21 protein-coding genes are annotated in these 22289 nt (G+C 62.4%); 9 read left to right on the plus strand and 12 right to left on the minus strand.

The features are described 5' to 3' along the window. Window positions 1–32: 32 nt before the first annotated feature. The 6 genes from FJ986_RS12565 (at window position 33) to FJ986_RS30770 (ending at window position 5413) form a co-directional block, all read left to right on the plus strand. A complete protein-coding gene (locus tag FJ986_RS12565) occupies window positions 33–773 on the plus strand; it encodes an amino acid ABC transporter ATP-binding protein (RefSeq protein ID WP_140521338.1) in 741 nt (246 codons plus the stop codon). Between the two features lie 24 nt (window positions 774–797). Beyond that, complete coding sequence (locus tag FJ986_RS12570; protein ID WP_140499338.1) at window positions 798–1625, plus strand: transporter substrate-binding domain-containing protein; 828 nt, start codon at window positions 798–800, stop codon at window positions 1623–1625. 66 nt (window positions 1626–1691) lie between these two features. Continuing rightward, a complete protein-coding gene (locus tag FJ986_RS12575) occupies window positions 1692–2408 on the plus strand; it encodes an amino acid ABC transporter permease (protein WP_140499340.1) in 717 nt (238 codons plus the stop codon). Between the two features lie 20 nt (window positions 2409–2428). Continuing rightward, the gene (locus tag FJ986_RS12580; protein WP_140622759.1) at window positions 2429–3121 is read left to right on the plus strand and encodes an amino acid ABC transporter permease; all 693 of its coding nucleotides are present in this window, start codon (window positions 2429–2431) and stop codon (window positions 3119–3121) included. 285 nt (window positions 3122–3406) lie between these two features. Beyond that, window positions 3407–4711 (plus strand): D-alanyl-D-alanine carboxypeptidase family protein, encoded by a 1305-nt coding sequence (locus FJ986_RS12585; RefSeq protein WP_140663837.1) that lies wholly within the window; start codon window positions 3407–3409, stop codon window positions 4709–4711. A gap of 327 nt (window positions 4712–5038) precedes the next feature. After that, entirely contained in the window at window positions 5039–5413 is a 375-nt protein-coding gene (locus FJ986_RS30770) for an SH3 domain-containing protein (RefSeq protein WP_281405485.1), read from the plus strand. A gap of 263 nt (window positions 5414–5676) precedes the next feature. Here the strand turns inward: FJ986_RS30770 and fdhF are convergent, their stop codons facing one another. From fdhF to glp, 4 genes are all read right to left on the minus strand, one after another. Beyond that, window positions 5677–8469, minus strand: a complete 2793-nt coding sequence (fdhF, locus tag FJ986_RS12595; protein WP_140674421.1) for a formate dehydrogenase subunit alpha — start codon at window positions 8467–8469, stop codon at window positions 5677–5679. Continuing rightward, window positions 8469–10142: an NAD(P)H-dependent oxidoreductase subunit E gene (locus tag FJ986_RS12600; RefSeq protein WP_140674423.1), complete on the minus strand. Its 1674-nt coding sequence runs from the start codon at window positions 10140–10142 to the stop codon at window positions 8469–8471. The genes fdhF and FJ986_RS12600 overlap by 1 nt, the downstream gene beginning before the upstream one ends. Window positions 10143–10291: 149 nt before the next feature. Next, window positions 10292–10543 carry a sulfurtransferase TusA family protein gene (locus FJ986_RS12605; protein ID WP_224624179.1) on the minus strand — a complete coding sequence of 84 codons (252 nt, stop codon included), beginning with the start codon at window positions 10541–10543 and terminating at the stop codon, window positions 10292–10294. Window positions 10544–10619: 76 nt separating this feature from the next. Next, window positions 10620–11876 carry a gephyrin-like molybdotransferase Glp gene (gene glp / locus FJ986_RS12610; protein WP_140517401.1) on the minus strand — a complete coding sequence of 419 codons (1257 nt, stop codon included), beginning with the start codon at window positions 11874–11876 and terminating at the stop codon, window positions 10620–10622. 150 nt (window positions 11877–12026) lie between these two features. Here glp and FJ986_RS12615 point away from each other — a divergent pair, with 150 nt between their 5' ends. Next, on the plus strand, window positions 12027–12911 hold the full coding sequence (locus FJ986_RS12615; protein ID WP_140517502.1) for a formate dehydrogenase accessory sulfurtransferase FdhD: 885 nt from the start codon (window positions 12027–12029) through the stop codon (window positions 12909–12911). Beyond that, window positions 12901–13542 carry a molybdenum cofactor guanylyltransferase MobA gene (mobA, locus tag FJ986_RS12620; RefSeq protein WP_181167225.1) on the plus strand — a complete coding sequence of 214 codons (642 nt, stop codon included), beginning with the start codon at window positions 12901–12903 and terminating at the stop codon, window positions 13540–13542. Before FJ986_RS12615 ends, mobA begins: the two co-directional genes overlap by 11 nt. Here mobA and FJ986_RS12625 read toward each other — a convergent pair. The 5 genes from FJ986_RS12625 to FJ986_RS12645 all read right to left on the minus strand — a co-directional run bounded on the left by FJ986_RS12625 (window position 13526) and on the right by FJ986_RS12645 (window position 18925). Then, on the minus strand, window positions 13526–15475 hold the full coding sequence (locus FJ986_RS12625; RefSeq protein WP_140671136.1) for a molybdopterin biosynthesis protein: 1950 nt from the start codon (window positions 15473–15475) through the stop codon (window positions 13526–13528). The two genes, mobA and FJ986_RS12625, sit on opposite strands and share 17 nt — an antisense overlap. A gap of 14 nt (window positions 15476–15489) precedes the next feature. Next, window positions 15490–16617 (minus strand): molybdopterin-binding protein, encoded by a 1128-nt coding sequence (locus tag FJ986_RS12630; protein ID WP_140565616.1) that lies wholly within the window; start codon window positions 16615–16617, stop codon window positions 15490–15492. Window positions 16618–16659: 42 nt separating this feature from the next. Beyond that, window positions 16660–17445 carry an extracellular solute-binding protein gene (locus FJ986_RS12635; RefSeq protein WP_224519050.1) on the minus strand — a complete coding sequence of 262 codons (786 nt, stop codon included), beginning with the start codon at window positions 17443–17445 and terminating at the stop codon, window positions 16660–16662. Window positions 17446–17507: 62 nt separating this feature from the next. Next, entirely contained in the window at window positions 17508–18230 is a 723-nt protein-coding gene (locus FJ986_RS12640; protein WP_140521330.1) for an ATP-binding cassette domain-containing protein, read from the minus strand. A gap of 2 nt (window positions 18231–18232) precedes the next feature. Continuing rightward, on the minus strand, window positions 18233–18925 hold the full coding sequence (locus tag FJ986_RS12645; RefSeq protein ID WP_140674425.1) for an ABC transporter permease: 693 nt from the start codon (window positions 18923–18925) through the stop codon (window positions 18233–18235). 96 nt (window positions 18926–19021) lie between these two features. Between FJ986_RS12645 and FJ986_RS12650 the strand changes: the two genes are divergently transcribed. After that, entirely contained in the window at window positions 19022–19897 is an 876-nt protein-coding gene (locus tag FJ986_RS12650; RefSeq protein WP_140674426.1) for a helix-turn-helix transcriptional regulator, read from the plus strand. A gap of 27 nt (window positions 19898–19924) precedes the next feature. On the opposite strand, the gene FJ986_RS12655 is transcribed toward FJ986_RS12650, so the two are convergent. From FJ986_RS12655 to FJ986_RS12665, 3 genes are all read right to left on the minus strand, one after another. Then, window positions 19925–20131, minus strand: coding sequence for a DUF6494 family protein (locus FJ986_RS12655; protein WP_140499366.1), 207 nt, complete (start codon window positions 20129–20131; stop codon window positions 19925–19927). A gap of 310 nt (window positions 20132–20441) precedes the next feature. Further along, a complete protein-coding gene (gene ugpC, locus FJ986_RS12660) occupies window positions 20442–21497 on the minus strand; it encodes a sn-glycerol-3-phosphate ABC transporter ATP-binding protein UgpC (RefSeq protein WP_140672421.1) in 1056 nt (351 codons plus the stop codon). A 25-nt stretch (window positions 21498–21522) separates the two neighbouring features. Further along, a complete protein-coding gene (locus tag FJ986_RS12665) occupies window positions 21523–22278 on the minus strand; it encodes a ribonuclease activity regulator RraA (RefSeq protein WP_140521326.1) in 756 nt (251 codons plus the stop codon). Window positions 22279–22289 lie beyond the last annotated feature (11 nt).

The following is a 22289-nucleotide window of genomic DNA, read 5'->3' on the forward strand; positions in this document are numbered from 1 at the left end:
CCGTCCCACACTTCCCGAAGGGCCAACCAGCAATGCTTGAACTCAAAGATATAAAGCTGTCTTACGGAAGCACGCAGGTCCTGAACGGCGTCAATCTCTCGGTAAAGCGGGGTGACGTGGTGTCGATCATCGGCCCCAGTGGCACCGGCAAGACCACGCTGCTGAAATGCATCAACTATCTGGCCAAGCCGTCGTCAGGAACCATCGCGTTCGATCAGATTCGGATGGACTACCAGCGTGCCGACAAGGCCGCTGTCCAGGCGATCCGGTTGAGGACGGCGATGGTCTTTCAGCAGTTCAACGTCTTCAAGAACATGACGGTCCTCCAGAACGTGATGGATCCGCTCGTTGTGGTGCAGCGCAAATCCAGGGAAGAGGCGCGGGAAATCGCGCTCAGAGAGCTCGATCGGGTCGGTCTCTCGTCGAAGCGAGACAGCTATCCATCCCAGCTCTCGGGCGGCCAGCTCCAGCGCACCGGCATCGCACGCGCGCTGGCGGTGCGTCCTGACGTCATCCTCTTCGATGAGCCTACGTCATCGCTGGACCCTGAACTTGTCGGTGAAGTTTTGAAGGTGATCAAGGATGTCACGTCGTCAGGGATCACGTCGCTGCTTGTGACCCACGAGATGCAATTCGCAAAGAACATCTCGAACCGGATCGTTTTCATGGACCGTGGCGTGGTTGCCGCCGACGGCAGTCCGGCTGAAATCTTCGACGCGCCTTCCAGTCCACGACTGGCTCAATTCCTGCAGTCGGAACTCGCTTTTCAATAGCTCAACAAGAAGGGAACCCAAGAAATGTCTGCAATCACATCCGGTTTTTCCCGCCGCTATGTCCTGGCCGTCGCTGGTGGCATCGCAATTGCCCTCGCAACCGCGGGGACCAGCTATGGTCAGACCGTCCGGACGATCAAGATCGCGACGTCTGCCGAATCCAAGCCGCTGGCCTGGGGCGCCATCGGCGTCGAACCGCAAGGCTATGAGCCCGATCTTCTGAGGGCGATCAATGCGAAGCTACCGCAATACAAGTTCGAAATGGAAGGTGTGTCCGACATCGCCCAGGAAACCGGCCTTGCCACCGGGAAGTACGACATCGCCGTAGGTGGCTACTACAAGTCGCCCGAGCGAGAGAAGCAATTCATCATTCCAGAGAACCCGATGGGCGCCAGTCTGATGAAAATCTACAGCAAGAAAGACAGCGGCATAAAGGAAATGAAGGACCTGGTCGGCAAGAGGATCGTTCCGACCACAGCCGGTGGCGGAACCTACAAGTTCATCATGAACTGGCAGAAAGAGAATCCGCAATACAAGCTCGACGTCACGGCATCGAGCGCCGGGATCCCCTACCCGAACCGCCTGGATGAAGTTCAGAACGGCAAGTTCGACGCATTGGTTCTACCGTCTAACCTCGGTGAGCAGGCGGTCATCGACAACAAGAAGCTCGATATCGTCGCATCCGATCCGGTCTACAGCAACAACACGTACATGCTGATTCACCGGTCAGCGGAAAACAAGATCCTGGCCGAGGACGTCAACAAGGTGCTCAAGGAACTGAAGGACGACGGCACGATCGACAAGCTCTCGCAGAAGTGGTTCGGCGAGGACATCGTGAAATACATGAAGTAACAAGGCGTCCTCAGCTGCATCTGGATAGCCGGCGTTGAGGCAGAACTGCAAGAAGGAGTGTTCCAAGTGGACGTTTCTGCTATGATTCCCGAGTTGCTCTCGGCGTTGCCGCTGACGCTGGCCATCACTTTTACGGCCCTCATTGCTGGGTTCTGCCTAGCTCTCCTTGCGACAACACTCCGGGTCCGCAGGGTGCCAGTGATCAGTCACCTGGCGGATCTCTACGTATCCTATGCCCGGAGTGTTCCCGTCGTCCTCCAATTGTTCGTTGCGTTTTACGGGCTTCCCTTGCTGGTAATCCTGTTCGGCTCCGAAGATTTTTTCTCGCCGACGATCGCTGCGATGGTGGCATTGAGCTTTTATCACGGCGGCTACCTGTCAGAAGTCCTGCGACCTGCATATCTGGCCGTCGATCGCGGCCAGCATGATGCGGCAGACAGTCTTGGATATACCTTTCGCCAGAAAATCACGCGCGTCATCGGGCCACAAGCAGTGCACTTCGCATTGCCGGGCTACGGGAACTCCGTCATCTACCTGATCCATAACGTTGCGCTGGTGATGTACATCGGGGCGGCGGATGTCATGGCGACCGCGCATTTGATCATGGAGCGCGACTATAATCAGTACCAGTTCGAAACCTATCTCGTGCTGGCGGTCATCTATTCGGTGATGTGCCTGATCGCATGGCTCATCGTCCGCTTCTTCGAGCTTCGTTCCCCGATGCAGGCACCGGAGGCTACGACATCTGCTCAGATCAAGAACACACTGATCGCGAGCGTGTGACCTAACAAGGGTATTTGACCATGTTTGAGACCGATATCCTGCTCCAGGACTCGCGGGAAATTCTGGGCGCCGTACCCGTAACGCTTGCAATGGCCCTCACGATCTTCGTGCTCTCGACGATGGTCGGCAGCCTGTTTGCGCTTGTGGAATATAGACGGATTCCCGCACTGCGAGAGCTCGTCATGGCCTACAAGGTCGTCTTCAAGGGCGTTCCGATGGTGATCGTGATCTTCCTCGCCTATTTCGGTCTTCCCCCCGCGCTTCAGTTTCTGTTTTCATTGGTTGGCATAGACTTCAACGCCCACCAAACGCCCAATTGGGTTATCCTTGTCATTGCGGTGACCGGCTGTGTCGCCGCGTTCCAGGCCGAGATTATCAAGGGAGCCCTCAACGCCTTTGACACCGGTCAGGCAGACGCAGCCTATTCGCTTGGCTATACAAGGGGGCAACTGTTTCGACGGGTGCTATTTCCCCAGGTCGCCCTGACAGCAATTCCCGATCTGACAACCTCGATGATGGTTATCATGAAGGCGCTTTCACTCGGATTCGCCATCGAAGTTGTCGATATCTTCGCGCAGTCACAGCTGACCGCCGCGTTGAATTTCTACTATCTCGAAGCCTTCGTAATTGCCGTCGTGATCTACATGGTGATTGCCTATCTCGTCACACAGATCGCCGACAGGCTGGAGCAAGCGCTTAGGGTACGGACGTGAGGATGTAGAATAGAATCTTCTAGCAAGATCGGCTTGTCTTCCGCGGAAGCATCCTGGTAGTCGGCGCCGCAATCGATGCGCGCCTCGAGCCGTGCGGCGTCAAGTTCCGCGAACCGTCACGGCGACCGACCTTATCTGGTGCGGAATCGAGGGATAGAGCCGAGACAATTTGAGGCCTCTCGTTAAGAATGCGATAACCAATTGGTAACGGTGCCTGCCTAGCTTCGTGATCCGATGGCCGGATCGCCCGGCCACATTTTACACGGAGCGGCGACGGGCGGGCGAATGTATCTGGTATTGGAGAAGCTTGTCGCCTTGCCGGCGTCATTGTTGAAATTCGCCTTGAGGATCTCGGTCGTCATCGTGTTTTGCGCCGCCTCTGCTTCCGCCGTGCAGGCCAATTCCAGATTTTCAGCCATTGTCATCGATGCCAAGACCGGCAAGACCCTCTACAGGGATCATGCGGACGTTCCGCGCTATCCAGCATCTCTCACCAAGATGATGACGCTCTACCTCATCTTCGACGCCCTCGAGAGCGGCAGGATCTCGAAAGGCACGGCAATACCGGTATCGGCCAATGCTGCCAACGAGGCGCCCTCCAAGCTCGGACTGAAGCAGGGTCAAACGATCACCGTCGAACAGGTCATATTGGCGCTGGTAACGAAGTCCGCCAACGATGCCGCGACGGCCATTGGCGAGTTCCTCGGCGGGTCGGAGGTCGGCTTTGCACGTCTCATGACGCAAAAAGCACGACAGTTGGGAATGACCTCCACCACGTTCAGGAACGCTAACGGACTGCCCGACACAGCCCAGAAGACCACGGCGCGCGACATGGCACGCCTTGGCCTGGCGCTCAGGGATCATCACCCTGGCTATTATTCCTACTTCAACACCCGATCCTTCAAATACAAAGGTCGGCGCTTCGGCAATCACAACCATCTGCTCGGCCGGGTGAAGGGCGTGGATGGGATCAAAACGGGATACACGAATGCCTCGGGCTTCAACCTGGTTTCTTCCGTCGAGGCGCAGGGCCGCAGCATCGTCGCGGTGGTGATGGGCGGACATACGGTCAGGAGCCGAGATGCACGCATGAAGCGTCTCATCAGCCGCTATCTGGCTAAGGCTTCCAACGGTCCGGACCGGTTCAGGATCGATCGTGGCGGAGAAAGCGCATTGGTCGCCTCCGCGGCTTCGAACGCATCGGTGCCCACTCCGACGTGGAAGCCAGCCCGGGTGGCCGATTCCCGAGCCGCTTTCGCCGCTGAGGCGATGGGCGATGTGTCCAGGGAGCAGGCCTTGTCTGCCGATGCCATCGATCCGATCAGCACCGCTTCCACCCAAGAAGGTCAATGGATCATCCAGATTGGATCGATGCCAAGCAAGGCCGCAGCTCGTGAAATCCTTTCACTCGCGGCTCGCAAAGCGCCAAAACTGCTTTCGAACACTTCTGCTTTTACCGAGGCCTTCGAAAAAGATGGCGATGTGTACTACCGCGCCCGATATGCCGGCTTCGATAACAAGTCGGAAGCGTGGCGCGCTTGCGGGCGACTGGCGCTCAAAAAAATCGATTGCTACGCGCTCACTCGGTAGGTGGGATCGAACGCCCATGCGAACGCTGCAACTCGCCTCTCCCGACGTTGTCTCACCAGGACCACGCGGCAATATCGAAAGATGTCCTCGAGCCCTCTTCAATCCTTCGCATGGGGCTTCGCTGTGAGACGCCGCGGTTGTGCGCCTCGGAGCAACGTCGTCTCGTCGACTTATCAAGACACCGGTTGCGGCTTTTTCGTCACGGGTAGCGTCCTTCGTTGTTGCCTCATCGCTGCACTATGTGTTGCAACTGTCACAAAGGCCGGCCCTCAAGCTGCTGTCAACGGGATTGCCTTGCCCCGCTTCGCGTCGTTGAAGAGTTCTCCTGTGAATATGCGGGTCGGACCGGGCACCCAATATGACGTCGAATGGGTTTATGTCCGGCCCAGGATTCCGCTTGAAATCTACCAGGAATATGGAAACTGGCGGCGCGTGCGAGATTGGCAGGGAACATCCGGCTGGGTCTTCGGTCCGCTTCTTTCGGGGCGAAGGACCGCTGTAACCGCCCCATGGAGCAAGGACAAGATCGCGCTGCGCCGGAAGCCTTCGGTTTCCAGCCTCGTCACCGCCTGGCTGGCGCCGGAAGTAATTGTCGAACTGGTGCGCTGCGACGGGCAATGGTGCAGGGTCGCGGTCAAGTCGCTGGCAGGTTTCGTCAGGCAAACCCGCCTTTGGGGCGTCTATCCTAACGAAACACTCTAACAGCAGCACTCGTCAGAAGGCTGCTGCTGGTCGGCCGGTGATGGCATTTCGCGTCGCCTTCAGCCAAATCAAACCTCGCGAGAAGAACGCCGAGTTGAGGGCGTTCCGCACAACTATGGCTGACATCTGGCCGGCGATAGCGCCCCTCCCACCTGTCGCGAGCCTTCGCGACGGCCTGCCCGACTATTCCGGCGGCCGTCGAGCAATGGACTTCCTCAAGTCAGCCGTCTCCCAACACTACCTCCGCGGGCAGGTTCCAAACGTCATTCGGCAGCTTCGACCGATCTCGATGCCGGCACGATCCGCGCGGCACAATATTTGAACTCGGGGATCTTGCCGTAAGGATCGAGCATAGGATTGGTAAGCATGTTGGCCGGGCTCTCGTTAAAGCAGAACGGCATGAACACCATGCCATCGGCGACCTCTCGATCGGCCCGCAGAATGGCTTCGACAATGCCGCGCCGCGTCTCCACGTTGATCACGTCTCCCTGCGCCAGCCCGCGGCGCTTGATCTCGTAGGGATTCATTGCAGCAATGCCGTAGGGCTCGATCGCGTTGAGCACCCCGGCGCGGCGTGTCATGGCGCCCGTGTGCCAGTGCTCCAGCAGGCGCCCGGTGGTTAGCACCAGAGGATATTCGTCGTCGGGCACCTCGTCGGGAGGCAGGAGGTCGGCGGGCACGATGCGCCCGCGGCCATCCGCGGTCGGAAACCCGGTGGTGAAGACGATCTCGTTGCCAGGAACATCAGGACCATCGGCAGGATAGACGACGGACTCCTCGCGTTCGATGCGCTCCCAGGAAATGTGCTTCAGCGACGGCATTACTTGCGCCATTTCGCCGAAGACGTCCGAAACGTGCCCGTAGTTCCAGTCCAGCCCCATGCGTCTGGCAAGCTCGATGATGAGATCGAGATCCTGCCGCGCCTCGCCCGGCAGGTTGACGGCCGGCCGGCCGATCTGCACCTGCCGATTGGTATTGGTGTAAGTGCCGAGCTTCTCAGCATGCGCGGAGGCAGGGAGCACCACGTCGGCATGCCACGCTGTTTCGGTCAGGAAGATGTCCTGAACAACCAGATGCTCTAGCTTGGCGAGTGCGGCGCGCGCATGGCTCTGGTCCGGATCGGACATGGCCGGGTTCTCGCCCATGATGTACATGCCCCGGATCTCGCCGTCATGGATCGCGTCGACGATCTCGACGACGGTCAAGCCGCGTTTGGGGTCGAGCGTCTGGCCCCAGAAATTCTCGTACTGGCCGCGGATATCGGCATTCTCCACCGATTTGTAGTCGGGGAAATACATCGGGATGAGGCCCGCGTCCGAGGCGCCCTGGACATTGTTCTGGCCGCGCAGCGGATGCAGGCCTGTGCCGGCGCGCCCGACATGCCCCGTGATCAGCGCCAGCGCGATCAGGCAGCGCGAATTGTCCGTGCCGTGGGTGTGCTGCGAAATGCCCATGCCCCAAAAAATCATCGAGCGCTCCGCCTTGGCATAGGTGCGCGCCACCTCGCGCAGTACACCGGCCTCGATGCCGCAGACGGGAGCCATCGCCTCGGGCGAAAAATCCTTCACCTTGGCCTTCAATGCCTCGAAGCCGGAGACATTGGCCTGGATGTACTGCTCGTCATAGAGCCTCTCTTCTATGATGACGTGCAGCAGCGCGTTGAGCATCGCCACGTCGCTGCCCGGCTTGAAGCGCAGCGCATAGCTGGCGTGGCGCATCAGTTCCTGGCCGCGCGGATCCATCACGATCAGCTTGGTGCCGCGCTTTGCCGCTTGCTTGAAATAGGTGGCGGCCACTGGATGGTTTGTCGCCGGCCGCGCCCCGATGATGATCACGCATTCGGCCTTCATGGCGTCCATGAAAGGCGCCGAGACCGCGCCAGAGCCGACGCCCTCCATCAGAGCGGCCACGGAAGAGGCGTGGCAGAGCCGGGTGCAGTGGTCGATATTGTTGGTGCCGAAACCCTGCCGGACGAATTTCTGGAAGAGATAGGCCTCCTCATTCGACCCCTTTGCCGAGCCGAAGCCAGCCAGCGCCGTGCCACCATGCTGGTCGCGGATGCGTTTCAGCCCGCTGGCAGCGCGCTCCAGCGCCTCTTCCCAGCTGGCCTCGCGGAACACTGTCAGCGGGTCGACACTGCGCAGATCAATGTCGCCGGCCTTCGGCGCGTCGTCGCGACGGATCAGCGGCTTCGTCAGCCGTTCGGGCGACATCACATAGTCGAAGCCAAAGCGCCCCTTGACGCAGAGCCGGTTCTCGTTCGCCGGACCGTTACGGCCGTCAACCTGGACGATTTTATTGTCCTTGACAGCGACCTGCGTCTGGCAGCCAACGCCGCAAAACGGGCAAACCGTATCGACGACCTTGTCGAACGCCTGGACGACACGCGTCTTGCCGGTCTCGTCCATCAGCGATTTCTCGTAGAGCGCACCAGTCGGGCAAGCCTGGACGCATTCGCCACAGGTGACGCAGGTCGACAGGCCCATCGGATCGTGCATATCGAAGACAGGAATCGAGTGATTGCCGCGCTCGGCCATGCCGATCACGTCGTTGACCTGCACCTCGCGGCAGGCGCGCACGCAAGCGCCGCAGGTGATGCACGCGTCGAGATTGACGGCAATGGCCGGATTGGTGATGTCGAATTCTGGCGCTAGCCCCTCCTCGGTGAACTTGGAACGGTATCGGCTGCCCGAAATCCCCATCGAACCGGCCCATTGCCAGAATGCCGACTGGTTGTCTGGACCGTCGCTCGCCGGTCGCATGTTGCTTGCGAGAAGCTCGAATACCATCTCGCGCGATTTGCGGGCGCGTTCGGTATCGGTTTTCACGACCATGCCGGCGGAAGGCTGGCGAACGCAGGAGGCAGCCAGCACGCGCTCGCCTTCGATGTCGACCATGCAGGCGCGGCAATTGCCGTCGGGACGATAGCCCGGCATGTCGACATGGCACAGATGCGGAATCTTTGTTCCCTGGCGCTTGGCGACATCCCAGATAGTCTCGCCAGGGGCGGCGCTCACGGTTTGCCCATTGAGGGTGAATACCACGCTCTCGGCCATCAGAGGTCACTCCGGAAATGCGTCAGCAGATGGTTGATCGGATTGGGCGCCGCCTGGCCCAGGCCGCAGATCGACGAATCGCGCATCACGGCTTCGAGGTCGCGAATCTTGTCTTCCGGCATCGGGCCCTGCTCCTGCAAGATAGCCACCAACTTTTCGGTTCCCTCGCGACAAGGCGTGCACTTCCCGCAGCTCTCATGTTTGAAGAATTTCATGAGGTTGAGCGTGACCTGCTTTATATTGTCGGCCTGCGAGAACACGACTATAGCATGGGAGCCGACGAAGGCGCCCTGCTTGGCCAGATCGCCGCCGAAATCGAGCGGAATGTCCCCCAGTGCTGCTGGCAGGATGCCGCCTGAGGCGCCGCCCGGCAAATAGGCCTTGAACTCATGACCGTCCGCCATGCCGCCGCAATAGTCGTCGATCAATTCGCGCACCGTGACGCCGGCCGGCGCCAGCTTGACGCCGGGATTTTTCACCCGGCCGGATACGGACCATGAGCGGATGCCGGGGTGGCCGGGCCTGCCCTGCGCAGCGAACCATTGCGCGCCCTTTTCGACGATGTCGCGGATCCACCAGAGCGTCTCGACATTATGGTTGAGGGTCGGCCGTCCAAACAGGCCGACCTCGGCGATGTAGGGGGGGCGGTGGCGCGGCATGCCGCGCTTGCCCTCGATGCTTTCCAGCATCGCACTCTCCTCGCCGCAGATATACGCACCAGCGCCGCGGCGGAGCTCGATGAAGCCCGGCTTGACGATGCCGGTGGCCTCGAGTGCGGCGATCTCCTGACGAAGAATGGCGAGCACCGCAGGGTATTCGTCACGCATGTAAAGATAGATCCGTTCCGCCTCGACGGCGTGCGCCGCGATCAATGCACCCTCAAAGGCACGGTGCGGATCTCGCTCGAGATAGATGCGGTCCTTGAAGGTGCCGGGCTCCCCCTCGTCGCCATTGATCGACATCAGACGCGGGCCCGGATAGGAACGCACGAACTGCCACTTCTTGCCAGCGGGAAAACCCGCACCGCCCAGACCCCTCAAGCCTGCATCGCCCAGGGTGGCGATGAGCTCGTCCGTGGTCAGCGCCCCAATCCGTACCCGCTGCAAAAGCTGGTAGCCGCCCGCCTGCCGATACGCCTCCAGCCCGACATAATCGGGCAGGCTCACACCGGTCTCCGCTGCCGCGGCCATGCGCCTCAGGCCCTCGGCGGTTGCCTGGTCGACCTCGCGATCACCGATACGCGCGGCAGGCGCGCCAGCGCAACGGCCCATGCAGGGCGCACGCATGACCCTGATCGCCGCTGGATCGGCGCCCGCTTGCAATTCGGCCAGGAGGGTGTCGGCGCCCGCCAGCATGCAACTCACTGAATCGCACACGCGGATTGTCAACGGCGCCGGCGGCATCTCGCCTTCCTTCACAACGTCGAAATGGTCGTAGAAGGTCGCCACCTCGTAGACCTCGGCCTGCGACAAGCGCATATCTTGCGCCAGCGCCCGCAAATGCCGCGCCGACAGGCAGCCATATCGGTCCTGGATCAGATGAAGGAATTCGATCAGCAAGTCGCGCCGTCGCTGGCGCGCGCCCAGGAGCGCCTGGACCTCGGCGAGCGCGGCGTCATCCAGCGGCCTGCCCTTTGGTCCGCGATCACGCGGCCGTCGTTCCTGGATCGTCATGTGCTCACCTCCCCGAGTGAAACGCCCTTACCTCTTAACGATACCCCGCGGACCAGGATGTCGACTATGAGGCACGACATGTCCCCTGCACGACCAGCGCAAGCATTGCCTCGCAAATCTTGGGACCGCCGCCGACGGGGTGCAACTCGTCACATCGTCGCGGGCTGCGTCTTTTCGATCATGAACACGACGCGATCGCCGTCGCGTTCCGTCGCTTCAAGTCGCTCGCCCATTTCGTTGAGCAGATTGGGGATATCGATGACCGCCAGCGGGTCCGTGCAGTGAACCTCGAGCCGCTCGCCTGGCTTCAAGGCTTTCAGCGCCTTACGAGTCTTCAATGCTGGCAAAGGGCACTTAAGCCCGGTCAGATCCAACTTCGTCGTGGTTATCATGGTCGGCATGATGCCCGACGGGACCTGGCCGCGTCAATCGAGCCTGGGTTGCGGCTCTCGTTTCGAGGACGCGATCCGACGGCGCTCACATAAGACTGGAATAGGGGAGGAACTGGACCGTGTGACCTGGCTCGACACGGACTATCTCCTCTCCCAACTCGACGAGACCGTCGGTCGCGACCAGGGATGATAACAGTCCTGCGCCTTCCCTGGGAAACTTCGTCGCTTCGTAGCATCCATCCGCGGCCGCGCGTACGCTTGCTCGCACATACTCCCGCCGTCCCTGCTTTTTGCTATAGGAAAAGGCGGCCCGCATAGCGATCGGGGTCGGCGGTGGCTGGAGGGCTCCCGCAAGGGCGAGGATTGCCGGGCGGGCAATATGCGCGAAGGTGACGAAGCTCGCCACCGGATTGCCAGGAAGTCCGATCAGCGGGGTTCCATCGATCACCCCCATGGCGACCGGCCGGCCAGGCTTGATCGCGACGCGCCAGAACACCAGGGTTCCGGCACTCTCGACGGCGGCCTTCACGCAATCTGCCTCGCCCGTCGACACACCGCCCGAAGTCAGGATCAGGTCATGGCTTAATGCCGCTTCGCTCAGCTTTTCAGCGATCAGTCTGCTGTCATCCACGAGGATACCGAGATCGGTGATGTCGCAGCAGAGTCGAGCGAGCATCGCCGTCAGCATGAAACGGTTGGAGTCGAAAAGCTGCGCCGGTCCGCGCATGTCTCCCGGCGCGACGATTTCGTCCCCGGTCGAGAACACTGCGACGCGTATCCTGCGCCTAACCTGGAGTTCCGTGAACCCCAATGCGGCGGCGAGCGCTATATCTTGCGGCCGCATCCGATGGCCCGCCGGGAGGACGGCCTCGCCCAATGCGACATCTTCACCCGCAGGGCGCACATTGGCACCCTTTTTCAGGCCGGGCGGGAGAAGGATCCTGCCGGAGCCGTCGATGCTCACGTCTTCCTGCATGAACACCGTGTCGACCCCGTCGGGCATTGGAGCGCCAGTGAAGATGCGTACCGTCTGGCCCGGCTGCACAGGTTCATTCGCCGCCATGCCGGCCTGAACCCTCCCGGCAACGGCGAATGCCGTCTCGACGGTCTGCGGCAGATCTGCCCCTCGCACGGCGTAGCCGTCGACCGCGGAATTCGTGAAGGGCGGCAGCGGCAGCGATGCCACCATCTTTTTTGCCAGGACGCGCCCATCCGCCAGCAAGAGCGGGACCGTCTCGACCTCCTGTACGGCGCTGAGTTTCGAGGCGATCAGCGCGGCAGTCTCGTCGATGGGCCGCATCTGTCCGCCGAAAGCGAAGCAGTCATCCGAGATTTGCGCCATTTATATTCCCACTCTACGAGCGTGTCGGCTTCTTCGTAATCGCATCAATCCGGCTTTTTTTAATCAGCTTCGGTTGAACAGCCTGTAAGATACGGCAAGCTAGCGCAGGCGCGAGCCAGAATACGACGTCAGGAGACTGCCATGCCTTTGATGCTACGCCAACCGGAACACGCTATCATCACACCCGATCCGCAAGACCAACGGCTGACGGAGCTGGTTGCGGGCATCGACCATACAGGCGCGGCGGTAGAGGTCCGCGTACCGATCGAACGTGCCCTGACGCTCTATCTCAACGCTCAGGAGATCGTCACGATGATGACGGTCAACGACTATCCTGAATATCTTGCGCTCGGCTATCTGCTGAACCAGAACATGCTTCTGCCCACCGATGTGGTGACGGACGTCGAGTATGACGAGGACCTCCAGGTCGTGGTCGTTCGCACCGAGCGCAACACCGACTACGAGCAGAAGCTCAGAAAGCGAACGCAGACTTCGGGTTGCGCCCAAGGCACCGCCTTCGGCGACGTGCTGGAGGCGATCGAAGACATCACGCTCCCGCCCGCTGAGCTTCGCACCTCCTGGCTCTACGAGCTGACGCACAAAATCAACACCATGCCGTCGCTCTATCTGGAGGCAGGCGCGATCCATGGCTGCGTCCTTTGCGGAGAGGGCACGCCAATCTGCTATATGGAAGACGTCGGCCGCCATAACGCTGTCGACAAGATCGCCGGCTGGATGTACCGCCACGCCATCGATCCGGGGGATAAGATCATGTACACGACCGGGCGGCTGACCTCCGAGATGACGATCAAGACGGTTCGGATGGGCATTCCCATCCTGGTTTCGCGTTCCGGCTTCACCGCCTGGGGCGTGGCGCTGGCCCGCCAAGTGGGGCTGACGCTGGTCGGCCGGGCGCGCGGCAAGCGCTTCACCGCACTTTCGGGCCAGGAGCGGATCGTCTTCGACCAGGATATCGCTTCGGTCGATGAGGAAGCGCCGCGCCACCGCCGCAAGGGTGCCGAGCATGACGACTGAGCGGCCCATGACGCTGGGCGTCGTGCTCGCCGGCGGTCTGGGTCGGCGCATGGGCGGCGGGGACAAGCCGACGCGCGTGATCGGCGGACGCACGATGCTCGAGCATGTCATCGAACGGCTAGGACCTCAATGCGAGGGGCTCGTGCTTAATGCCAATGGCGACCCCGTTCGCTTTGCCCGTTTTGGCCTGCCAGTCGTTGCCGACACGATCGAGGATTATCCTGGGCCGCTCGCCGGCATGCTCGCCGCGCTCGATTGGACGGCGGACAACAGGCCCGACGTCGAGTGGGTGGTCAGCGCCGCCGGTGATTGTCCTTTCCTGCCGCGCGACCTCGTTGCACGCCTCCAGCGGGCGCGCATGACCGAGGGGGCGGATTTGGCGGTGGCGGCATCTGGCGGTCAGGCGCATCCGGTCATAGGTCTCTGGAAAGTCGCCCTGCGGGGCGAATTGCGGCATGCGTTGACCAACGAGGGCCTGCGCAAGATCGACCGGTGGACCAGTCGCTACGGCCTTGCCACCGTATCCTGGCCGGCAGAGCCGGTGGACCCGTTCTTCAACGCCAACACAGTCGAGGACCTCGCCGAAGCCGAGCGGCTGGCCGCGTTGCTTGCCGCTAACCCGGCCGGCTGAACCCCGCATGCTCCAGCGCCGAATGCACCTCGTCGGTCTGGAGGACTTCGAGAAACGCGTGCACCGCGGGCCGATCCTTTCGCGCGCAAACCAGCGCGAAGTCGTAGTGCTCTTCGGTCAACGGGATAAGACCGAGCCCGGCCGCACGCGCGACCGGCGCAATGGTGACGCCCCAGTCAGCGCGCTTCTGCGCTACCGCCGCGGCCACGGCATTGTGTGTGCGCGGCTGGTTCCAGTAGCCGTCCGGGCGTTCCGCGCCGAGGAGTTGGTCGATCAGGATACGCGTTCCCGAGCCTTGGTTGCGGTTGACCATCATGCAATCGGGATCGGCGAGCGCGGCACGGACCGCGTCCTCCGCGCCGAGGCCCTCGAAGCGCTCGTCCCCTCGGCGGAACACCAAACCTTGCATGCGGCGCCAGCCTGGCACGAGTTCGAGACCGTCACCGAGGAAGGGCGCGTTGTAGTTCCGCGTCTTCGGGTCGAAGAGATGGATGGGAGCGAGATCGCACTCGCCGCGCTTGGCCGCCGCAAGACCGCCCAGGCTTCCCACAGACAGCGAGCGCACCGAAATACCGCGACGCGAAAGTTCGCCAACGACCAGATCGAGGCCGACGCAATGACTGCCGATGACGACGAGGTCGGGAACGCGGACCCGCGGCGTGAACAGCGTCACCGGCACGTCGGCACCGGCAGGCACGTGATCGGCCAGGGCCTCGATGCGGATGAAGCCATCCGCCTGGGTAAAGGATGTTATCGCTCCCGAGCCCTTACCAGTCGGATAGGCCGTCAATCCTCCCTGCCCTTGCACAAGGGAGACCATCGCGAATTCGGTCCGTCCGAGTTCTGAAGGAACCCGCAACGGAAGGCTTGCGGTGACCTGAGCATCGACGCGCGGCGGCAGCCCCGCCATGCGCCGCAGGGCGGGTACCACCATGTCATGGAAGGTGAACATGGCCGAGGTCGGAAATCCCGGCAGGACGATGACCGGCTTGCCCCCGCACACCGCAAGGCAAAGCGGCTTTCCGGGCTTCAGCGCCACGCCGTGGGCGATGATGCCGGGTTTGCCCAGTCGGCCGATAATGCGATGCGTGACATCCCCTGCCCCTTTGGACGTGCCGCCCGACAGGATCATTACGTCGTGGGCGGCGAGCGCCTCGCGCATAGCCGTCTCAAGCGTTGCCTCGTCGTCCGGGAAGGCGCCGAGAAAATGCGCTTCGCCGCCATTTTCAGTGACAGCCGCAGCGATGATCGGCCCGTTGGCGTCATAGATGCCGGCCGCCCGCAGCGGCTCGCCCGGCTGAACGAGTTCATCGCCAGTGGAGAGCACGGCCACGCGTGGCCTGCGCGCCACGGCCACTTGTGCGATTCCGCACGCGGCGAGCATGCCGATTTCGCGCGAGCCGATTTGCGTTCCGGTGCGCAGCACGACCTCTCCTCGCGCCATGTCGGATCCTGCATTGGAGACAAACTGGCCGGGCGAGATGCCGCGCCCCACCTCGATGGCACTCAATCCCACCGGATGCGTATGCTCCACCATGATGATGGCGTCCGCGCCACGCGGCAGCGGCCCGCCGGTTGCGATGGGTGTGGCGGTTCCGGTCAGAACGGGGAGTTGCGGAACCGTGCCGCAGGCAATCGCTTCCGCATTCAGCTCAAGCCGAACGGGACGGGTTTCAGAGGCGGCAGCCAGATCGGCCGCACGTACCGCGAAGCCATCGACATTGGAGCGGTCGAAGGGCGGCACGTCGACCGGCGCCGCCACGTCCTCGGCAAGAACCAGCCCGAGCGCGTCGGCCAGCGTCCGCGTCTCGGTCGGCAACGGGCGGGGAAACAGCGCTGCCTCGAAGCGAGCCAGCGCAGCTTCGCGCGACAATATCGTCAGGAACTGCTCCTGCCCGCTGTTCTGCCGGGCCGATGATGGAGAATTCGTCATAGCGGCTCACTCGATCAAAAGTTGCGGAGCGGAAAGGCGGAGACGGGCGTACCGGCGGCATACCCTTCGCTATCGCCCGGGACCGCAAGCCAGGCGTCGGCAAGCCGCATCGCGTCCAGCGAAAAGTCGCCGACCGCGAGCGGCGTCCACATGTCCCTTTCCTTCCCGAGCAGAACGAGCTCGTAAAGTCCGACCGCGGATGAGATTTTCCGCGAGAGCGGCAAGATGATGCCGGGCCGTTCAGATCTGCCCGACAGGCGGTCCAGGACTGGCTGGACAAGCGCAAGGAACCCGGCGAAAGCTTGGTGCGGCGATCCGGCCAATGCGACCACCGGTGTCTTGCCGAGCCGGCCTATTGCCGTTGTCCCTCCGGGCCGTAAGGCAATGCCGTGCCCAATCAACACCCCGCGCCGCGCCAGAGCCTCGGCGGTCACGTCGGCGTGGCCGTCACCAGTACCGCCGATCAGGAGCAGAAAATCGCAGGCCTCGCCGTCAAGAGCGACAATGATCGATGCCGCGTCGCGCTCTACGGTCTCTATACCGACGATCGAAACGCCCGAGGCACTCAGGCTCTCGACCACGAGCCGCATGGAGAATGTCTCGTGGCTGTCGGCAGCGACATCGATCACGCGCACGCGCGGGCTCCGTATGGCAAGCTGGCTCAGTCCCACTTTGCGGGCGACCAGCAGGTCGGCGACGCCGATCGCCTTTCCCTCAAGCATTGGCGGGCGGGCCGCCGCCATATCCTCGCCCGCCCGGCGCACACCCTGACCGGGCACCGCTTCAGCTGCTGCTTGGATCATCGGTCCACTGCAATCGACGAGGCCGGCCTGCAGCACACAGTCGCGATCTTCAGGCATGGCCTCACCCGTCTCGACCCAGATCGGCGCGACCGGCAAAACTAAGGGCGAATAGGCTGATGCCCCCATGAGGTCGAGGGCGCGACACGCCCAGCCGTCGACGGCAGCGATGTCTCGCACAGGCTGAGCCGGCACGACAGGCGGCATCCCGGCAGCGACATAGCCCAAGGCTTGTTCAGGCGGCACCAAGCGGGGGGTGACGGGCATTACACCATCGAGCAGCGCGTCGAGCGCCGCTTCCAGGGGAGTCAGCGGGCCCGTCGAAGAAAACGTTCTCGTCATGGCGCGATATTGAAGCAGACGCGAGCCTGTTTGCAACCAGCTTCAGGAACGCCCGCGCTGCGCGTTCGGGAAGAAGAGCTGCTGGCCGTCGATCTTGTACTCTCCGATCGCCTTCTGGCCTTCCGGAGAAATCAGCCAATCGATGAAGCGCTGGCCGGCCTCCACTTTGACGCTTGGATGCTTGTGAGGATTCACCAGCATCACGCCATACTGATTGAACAGCCGCTTGTCACCCTCGACGGCGATGTCCAACTCGCCACGATTCTTGAACGACAGCCAAGTGCCACGATCGGAAAGCGTATAGGCGTTCATGGCTGCCGCGGCGTTGAGCGCCGCCCCCATGCCCTGCCCGATCTCCTTGTACCACGGGCCCCTGGCCGCCTCGATGTCGATGCCGGCCGTCTTCCACAGACCCAATTCGGCCGAATGGGTGCCGGACCTGTCACCACGCGACACGAAGGCCGCCTTCTTGGCTTTGATGGCGATCAGCGCGGCTGCGATGTCCTTGGTCCCGCTGACGCCCGCCGGGTCGCTCTTGGGGCCAACGAGGACGAAGTCGTTGTACATCACGTCGAAGCGCTTCACCCCGAAGCCTTCCTCGATGAACTTCTCCTCCTGCGCCTTGGCATGGACGAAGACCACGTCGGCATCGCCACGCCGACCGGTGTCGAGCGCCTGACCGGTGCCCTGAGCGACAATCTTCACGCCGATGCCGGTTTTCTTCTCGAACAGCGGCAGGATGTGATCGAACAGGCCGGAATCCTGGGTCGAGGTCGTCGACGCCACGACGATCGACTGGTCCTGGGCAGGCGCGCCGCCTGCTAGCATCAGAAGCACCACAAGCGCAGAGAATATTCGGCGGGTCAGCATCTCAATCTCGGTCCAGTTGATCAAAGCACGAGCTCGCCGCGCACGAAGGCAGCGGCTTGCGGGGTCGCGGGGCGGTCAAGGAAGTCGTCGGCGTCGGCATGCTCGCAAACGCGCCCTCGGAGCAGAAAGACGACGTCTCCCGCGATCCTGCGTACCTGGCCGAGGTGGTGCGACGCCATGATGATCTTCGTGCCCGATTGGGCAGCCGTGATGATGATCTGCTCGACAAAACGCGTCGCCGCCGGATCGAGGCTGGCTGTCGGCTCGTCGAGCAGCAGGATCTCGGGCTGGCGCGCCAGGGCGCGGGCGAGGGCCAGCCGCTGCTGCTCGCCACCGGAGAGATGCCGTGCCGGACGTGTCGCGAGATCGAGAAGACCGACGCGCTCGAGCAGTTCCTCCACGCGCGGGGCCCGGAGCCGGCGCGGACAGCCCGCTTGAGCCAGTGCATAGGCGACATTCGCGGCCGCCGAGCGACGCAGCATCACCGGCTTCTGGAACAGGATTGCACGCCGTGTCGGCGGGGAAAACGTTCGTCCCCCCCAAGTCAGGGTTCCAGCAGAAGGTGCAACAAGCCCCATGCAGAGCCGCAGCAGGGAGGTTTTGCCCGACCCGTTCGGGCCGACGACCAGAGTCGGCGCGCGCGGCCCGATCGTCAGGTTCACCCGGTCCAGGATGGTCGTCGCACCGGCGACCAGCGACACGTCATCGAGGACAAGTGGAAGATCGCTCTGAGCAGCCCGCATCCCTAGCCAGCCCGTTGCTCGGACCAAACTCGCACGCCCCAGGCGGCGGCGTTGATCAGCAAGATGAGGAAAATCAGCATCAGGCCGAGCCCCATGGCGAGCGGCAGGTTTCCCTTCGAGGTTTCAAGTGCGATTGCCGTCGTCATGGTGCGGGTGAAGCCATCAATGTTGCCGCCGACGATCATCACGGTGCCGACCTCGGCCGCCGCCCTGCCGAAACCCGCGAGCAGAGCCGTGACGAGGCTGAAGCGGCCGTCCCACAAAAGCGTGGCGACCAGGCTCGCCGGCCCGACCTGCATCGCAGTCAGTTCCTCACGGTACTCGCGCCACAGATCCTCGACCGTCTGGCGAGTCAGCGCGGCAACGATGGGCAGCACCAATAGCGCCTGTGCGATGACCATGGCGGCGGGTGTGAACAAGAGGCCGAATTCACCCAGCGGCCCGGATCGCGATAGCAGCAGATAGACCGTCAGCCCGACCACCACCGGCGGCAGGCCCATGAAACCGTTCAGCAGCACGACGATCGCCGAACGACCGGGAAAACGTGCCAGCGCGATAATTGCGCCCAGCGGCAGGCCTGCGACCATGGCGATCGCGACAGCCGAAAGGCTCACGGCGAGCGACAGGCGCACGATGGCAAACAGCGTGGCGTCGCCGCTCGCGATCAGTTGCCATATGCCCAGCCCTTCCGACATTGCTCCTCGCAGTCCTGTCCCGTGTTCAATGTCCTGCAACTCCTCCGTCACTGTCAAATCCTTGAACCTGAACAGGAATATGCATATCAATGCAGGATGGATTTGCTGACGACGTCCGAAGCCGCCGACTATCTGCGCATTGGTGAGCGCAAGCTTTATGAGCTGATTGCGGAGGAGCGTGTCCCGTGCAGCAAGGTGGCGGGCAAGTGGCTGTTTCCTCGGCATGAACTCGACCGTTGGGTCATGTCGGGGTTGATCCGGCCCGCAGGAATGACGCAATCCGAGCCGCCGCCGATCGTCGGTGGCAGCCAGGACGACCTGCTCGAATGGGCTCTCCGCCAATCAGCCTCCGGCCTGGCCTTTCTGACGGAAGGCACGGAAGCCGGCGTGACACGCCTGCTGCGCGGCGAGGTGTCTGTCGCCGCGATTCATTTCCACAGCCCCGACCCGGACCCGAATGTCGCCGCGATTGCGGCCAGACCGCGGCTTTACGATGCGGTGCTGGTCGGATTCGCCCGCCGCGAGCAAGGCCTGCTGCTCGCGCCAGGCAATCCAAAATCGCTCAACAACCTGACCGACGTACTTGCGACCGGCGCACGCATCGCGGTTCGTCAACGCGGCGCAGGCGCGGACATGCTGCTCACGCAATTGCTGGCGGACTCCGGCGCGAAACAGGACGACGTCAACCGGTTGGAGCCGCCCTGCCTGACCGGACCCGATCTCGCGGCTGCCGTGCGCATTGGTAGGGCCGATTGCGGAATTGCCACGCGCGCGGCCGCCCGCGCCGCTGGCCTCGATTTCGTTCCATTGGCCTGGGAAAGCTTCGATCTCCTGATGCGGCAGCGGACCTACTTCCAGCAACCGATCCAGGCGCTCCTGCGTTTGCTAGGGCAGGAAATCTTCGCCAGCCGCGCCGCCGAGCTTGGCGGATACGATCCATCGCCCGCCGAGCAGATACGGTTCTTCAAGTAGCAGCCGACCCCGATCAAGCCGCAGCTCTCATCCAAGATCGATCTCGCCCTCCACGACATGGCGCAAGCCTGCCGGCTCCGAGGTGATGACGGCCCTCACGGTCAGTCGGCCCTGTCCTTTCAGGCCCTTCTCCGCCACGGCTTTCTCGATTGCCTGCTGCGAAGTCACGCCGACCTGCTTCAGGAACTTGCGCATGGAGACGTTGAAGGGATCGGTTTCCATATTCTGGGTCATATGATTGCCTCGAACGGTGTGGACGATATGGCCGGTCCGGCAAGCTTGGTGCCCGCAACGGCGGCGCTGCGCCAACGGAGCACGGAATGGCCCGGGGTGCAATGAGGACGACGCTCGCACTATGTCTGACGCGGTCCGTTCCTCTGTGGCGTAACAACGCGTGGTGCCGAGATCCCTGGTCATGCCGGAGCGCCGCGGGCGATTGCCGTGACGGCCGATGGGCAAACGGCGATCACCGGTGGTTTCGCAGCAAGTGGCAACTGATGAAGGGCATGATGGGATGGGCTGTTTTTTCGCCCGTCAGCGCGCGCTAAGCAATCCTGGTGCCACTACGAGCATCGAACAGATGCACCTTGGATACCATGATCTCCAACCCAACCTCTTGATCAAGTTTGAAGGGCGGCTGATCCCGCACCTCGGCCACGAGGTCGACTCCACCTGCACTTAATGTAAGCTCCTGGGCCTCACCGGTCGGCTCGACCACTTGCACCCTCGCCTGAGAGTGGTTGCCACCAACCGAAATGTGCTGCGGACGAATCCCGTAAACTACCCCATCCCTGTCGCCCATCCGAGCATCCGCCGGCAAAGGTAAGCGCAAGCTGTCATCGGCGACGAATGCGCCGTTGTCGATGCGGCCCTCGATCAGGTTCATTTCCGGCGAGCCGATAAAGCTTGCGACGAACAGATTGGCTGGGTTCTCGTAGAGCTCGGAGGGGCTGCCGATCTGTTCGATCCGGCCTTTGTTCAACACCACGATGCGGTCGGCGAGCGTCATCGCCTCGGTCTGGTCATGCGTGACATAGATGCTTGTTCGGCCGAGCCGTTGGTGAAGCTTCTTGATTTCGGCGCGCATCTTGACACGCAACTTGGCATCGAGGTTGCTAAGCGGCTCATCAAACAGGAAAGCGGCTGGATCGCGCACGATGGCGCGGCCCATGGCGACACGTTGGCGCTGGCCGCCGGACAACTGCCGCGGCATGCGGCCAAGCAGATCCTGCAGGCCAAGGATTTCGGCCGCCGCCTTGACCCTCGAGACAATCTCTTCCCTAGGGACCTTCGCCAGTCGAAGCGCGAAGCTCATATTGTCGGCCACGCTCATATGCGGATAGAGCGCGTAGCTCTGGAAGACCATGGCTATGTCGCGCGACTTGGCCGGCATCTCGTCGACGACACGCCCGCCGATGCGGATCTCGCCGGTCGTCTGCTCTTCCAGCCCGGCGATCATGCGTAGCAGCGTTGACTTGCCGCAGCCTGACGGACCGACCAGCACCACGAACTCGCCACTGGCGATCTCGATATTGACATCGCGCAAAACTTCCACGGCGCCGAAGCTCTTGCCGAGCTGTTCTATCTCAATTGCAGACACCTATTGTCCTCCCGTCCGGCACCACTCATTTTTGTTGAGCATGCCGCCATGCTCGGTATTCGGCCTCGCCCTCGGGGCTCAACGGATAGTATTTCCGCAGGTCTCCCCCTTGCGCCAGGCGCGAGCGCGAAAACTCTTCCCACTCAATATGCGCGCCGGCGAGCTCGACCAATTTTGGAGCAAGGGCGACCGGCACGACGACCACGCCGTCATCGTCGGCGACGATGATATCGCCCGGGATGACCAGCACGTTCGAGCAGGCGATGGGGACGTTGACGGCGAACGGCACGATGTTGGTTTGGGCGTGGAAATTCGGCGTGACGTCCCTCACCCAGATGCCGATGTCCAAAGCCGCCGCCTGGGCGGAATCGCGGATGCAGCCGTCGACAACCACGCCGGCCCCGCCGCGCCCGGCGAAATAGGTCAGCATCATCTCGCCGAAGATGCCGCTTCCCAGATCGCCGCGCGCATCGACCACCACCATGTCGCCCGGCTGCGTGGGATAGAGCACGTGACGGTGCAACTGCCGCTCCGGCTCCTCATATTCGGTCTCGTTGTAGAGATCCTCGCGCTTCGGCATGCACTGGAGCGTGAGAGCAGGCCCCGCCGCCGTGCGGCCCAGCCTCAATGGACGCGGGCCCCGTATCTGCGGGTCGCGAATGCCCATCTTGTGGTAGAGTTCGCTGGCCAGCGTCGCCGAGCCGATCGCCGCAAGCGCATCGACCAATTGTCTCGGCGGCCGCGAAATGTCCGATATCGCCGGTATCTGATCAGCTGCCATTCCGTATCCTC

It is taken from the genome of Mesorhizobium sp. B1-1-1, assembly GCF_006442955.1.
In the GTDB taxonomy this organism is placed as follows: Bacteria; Pseudomonadota; Alphaproteobacteria; order Rhizobiales; family Rhizobiaceae; genus Mesorhizobium.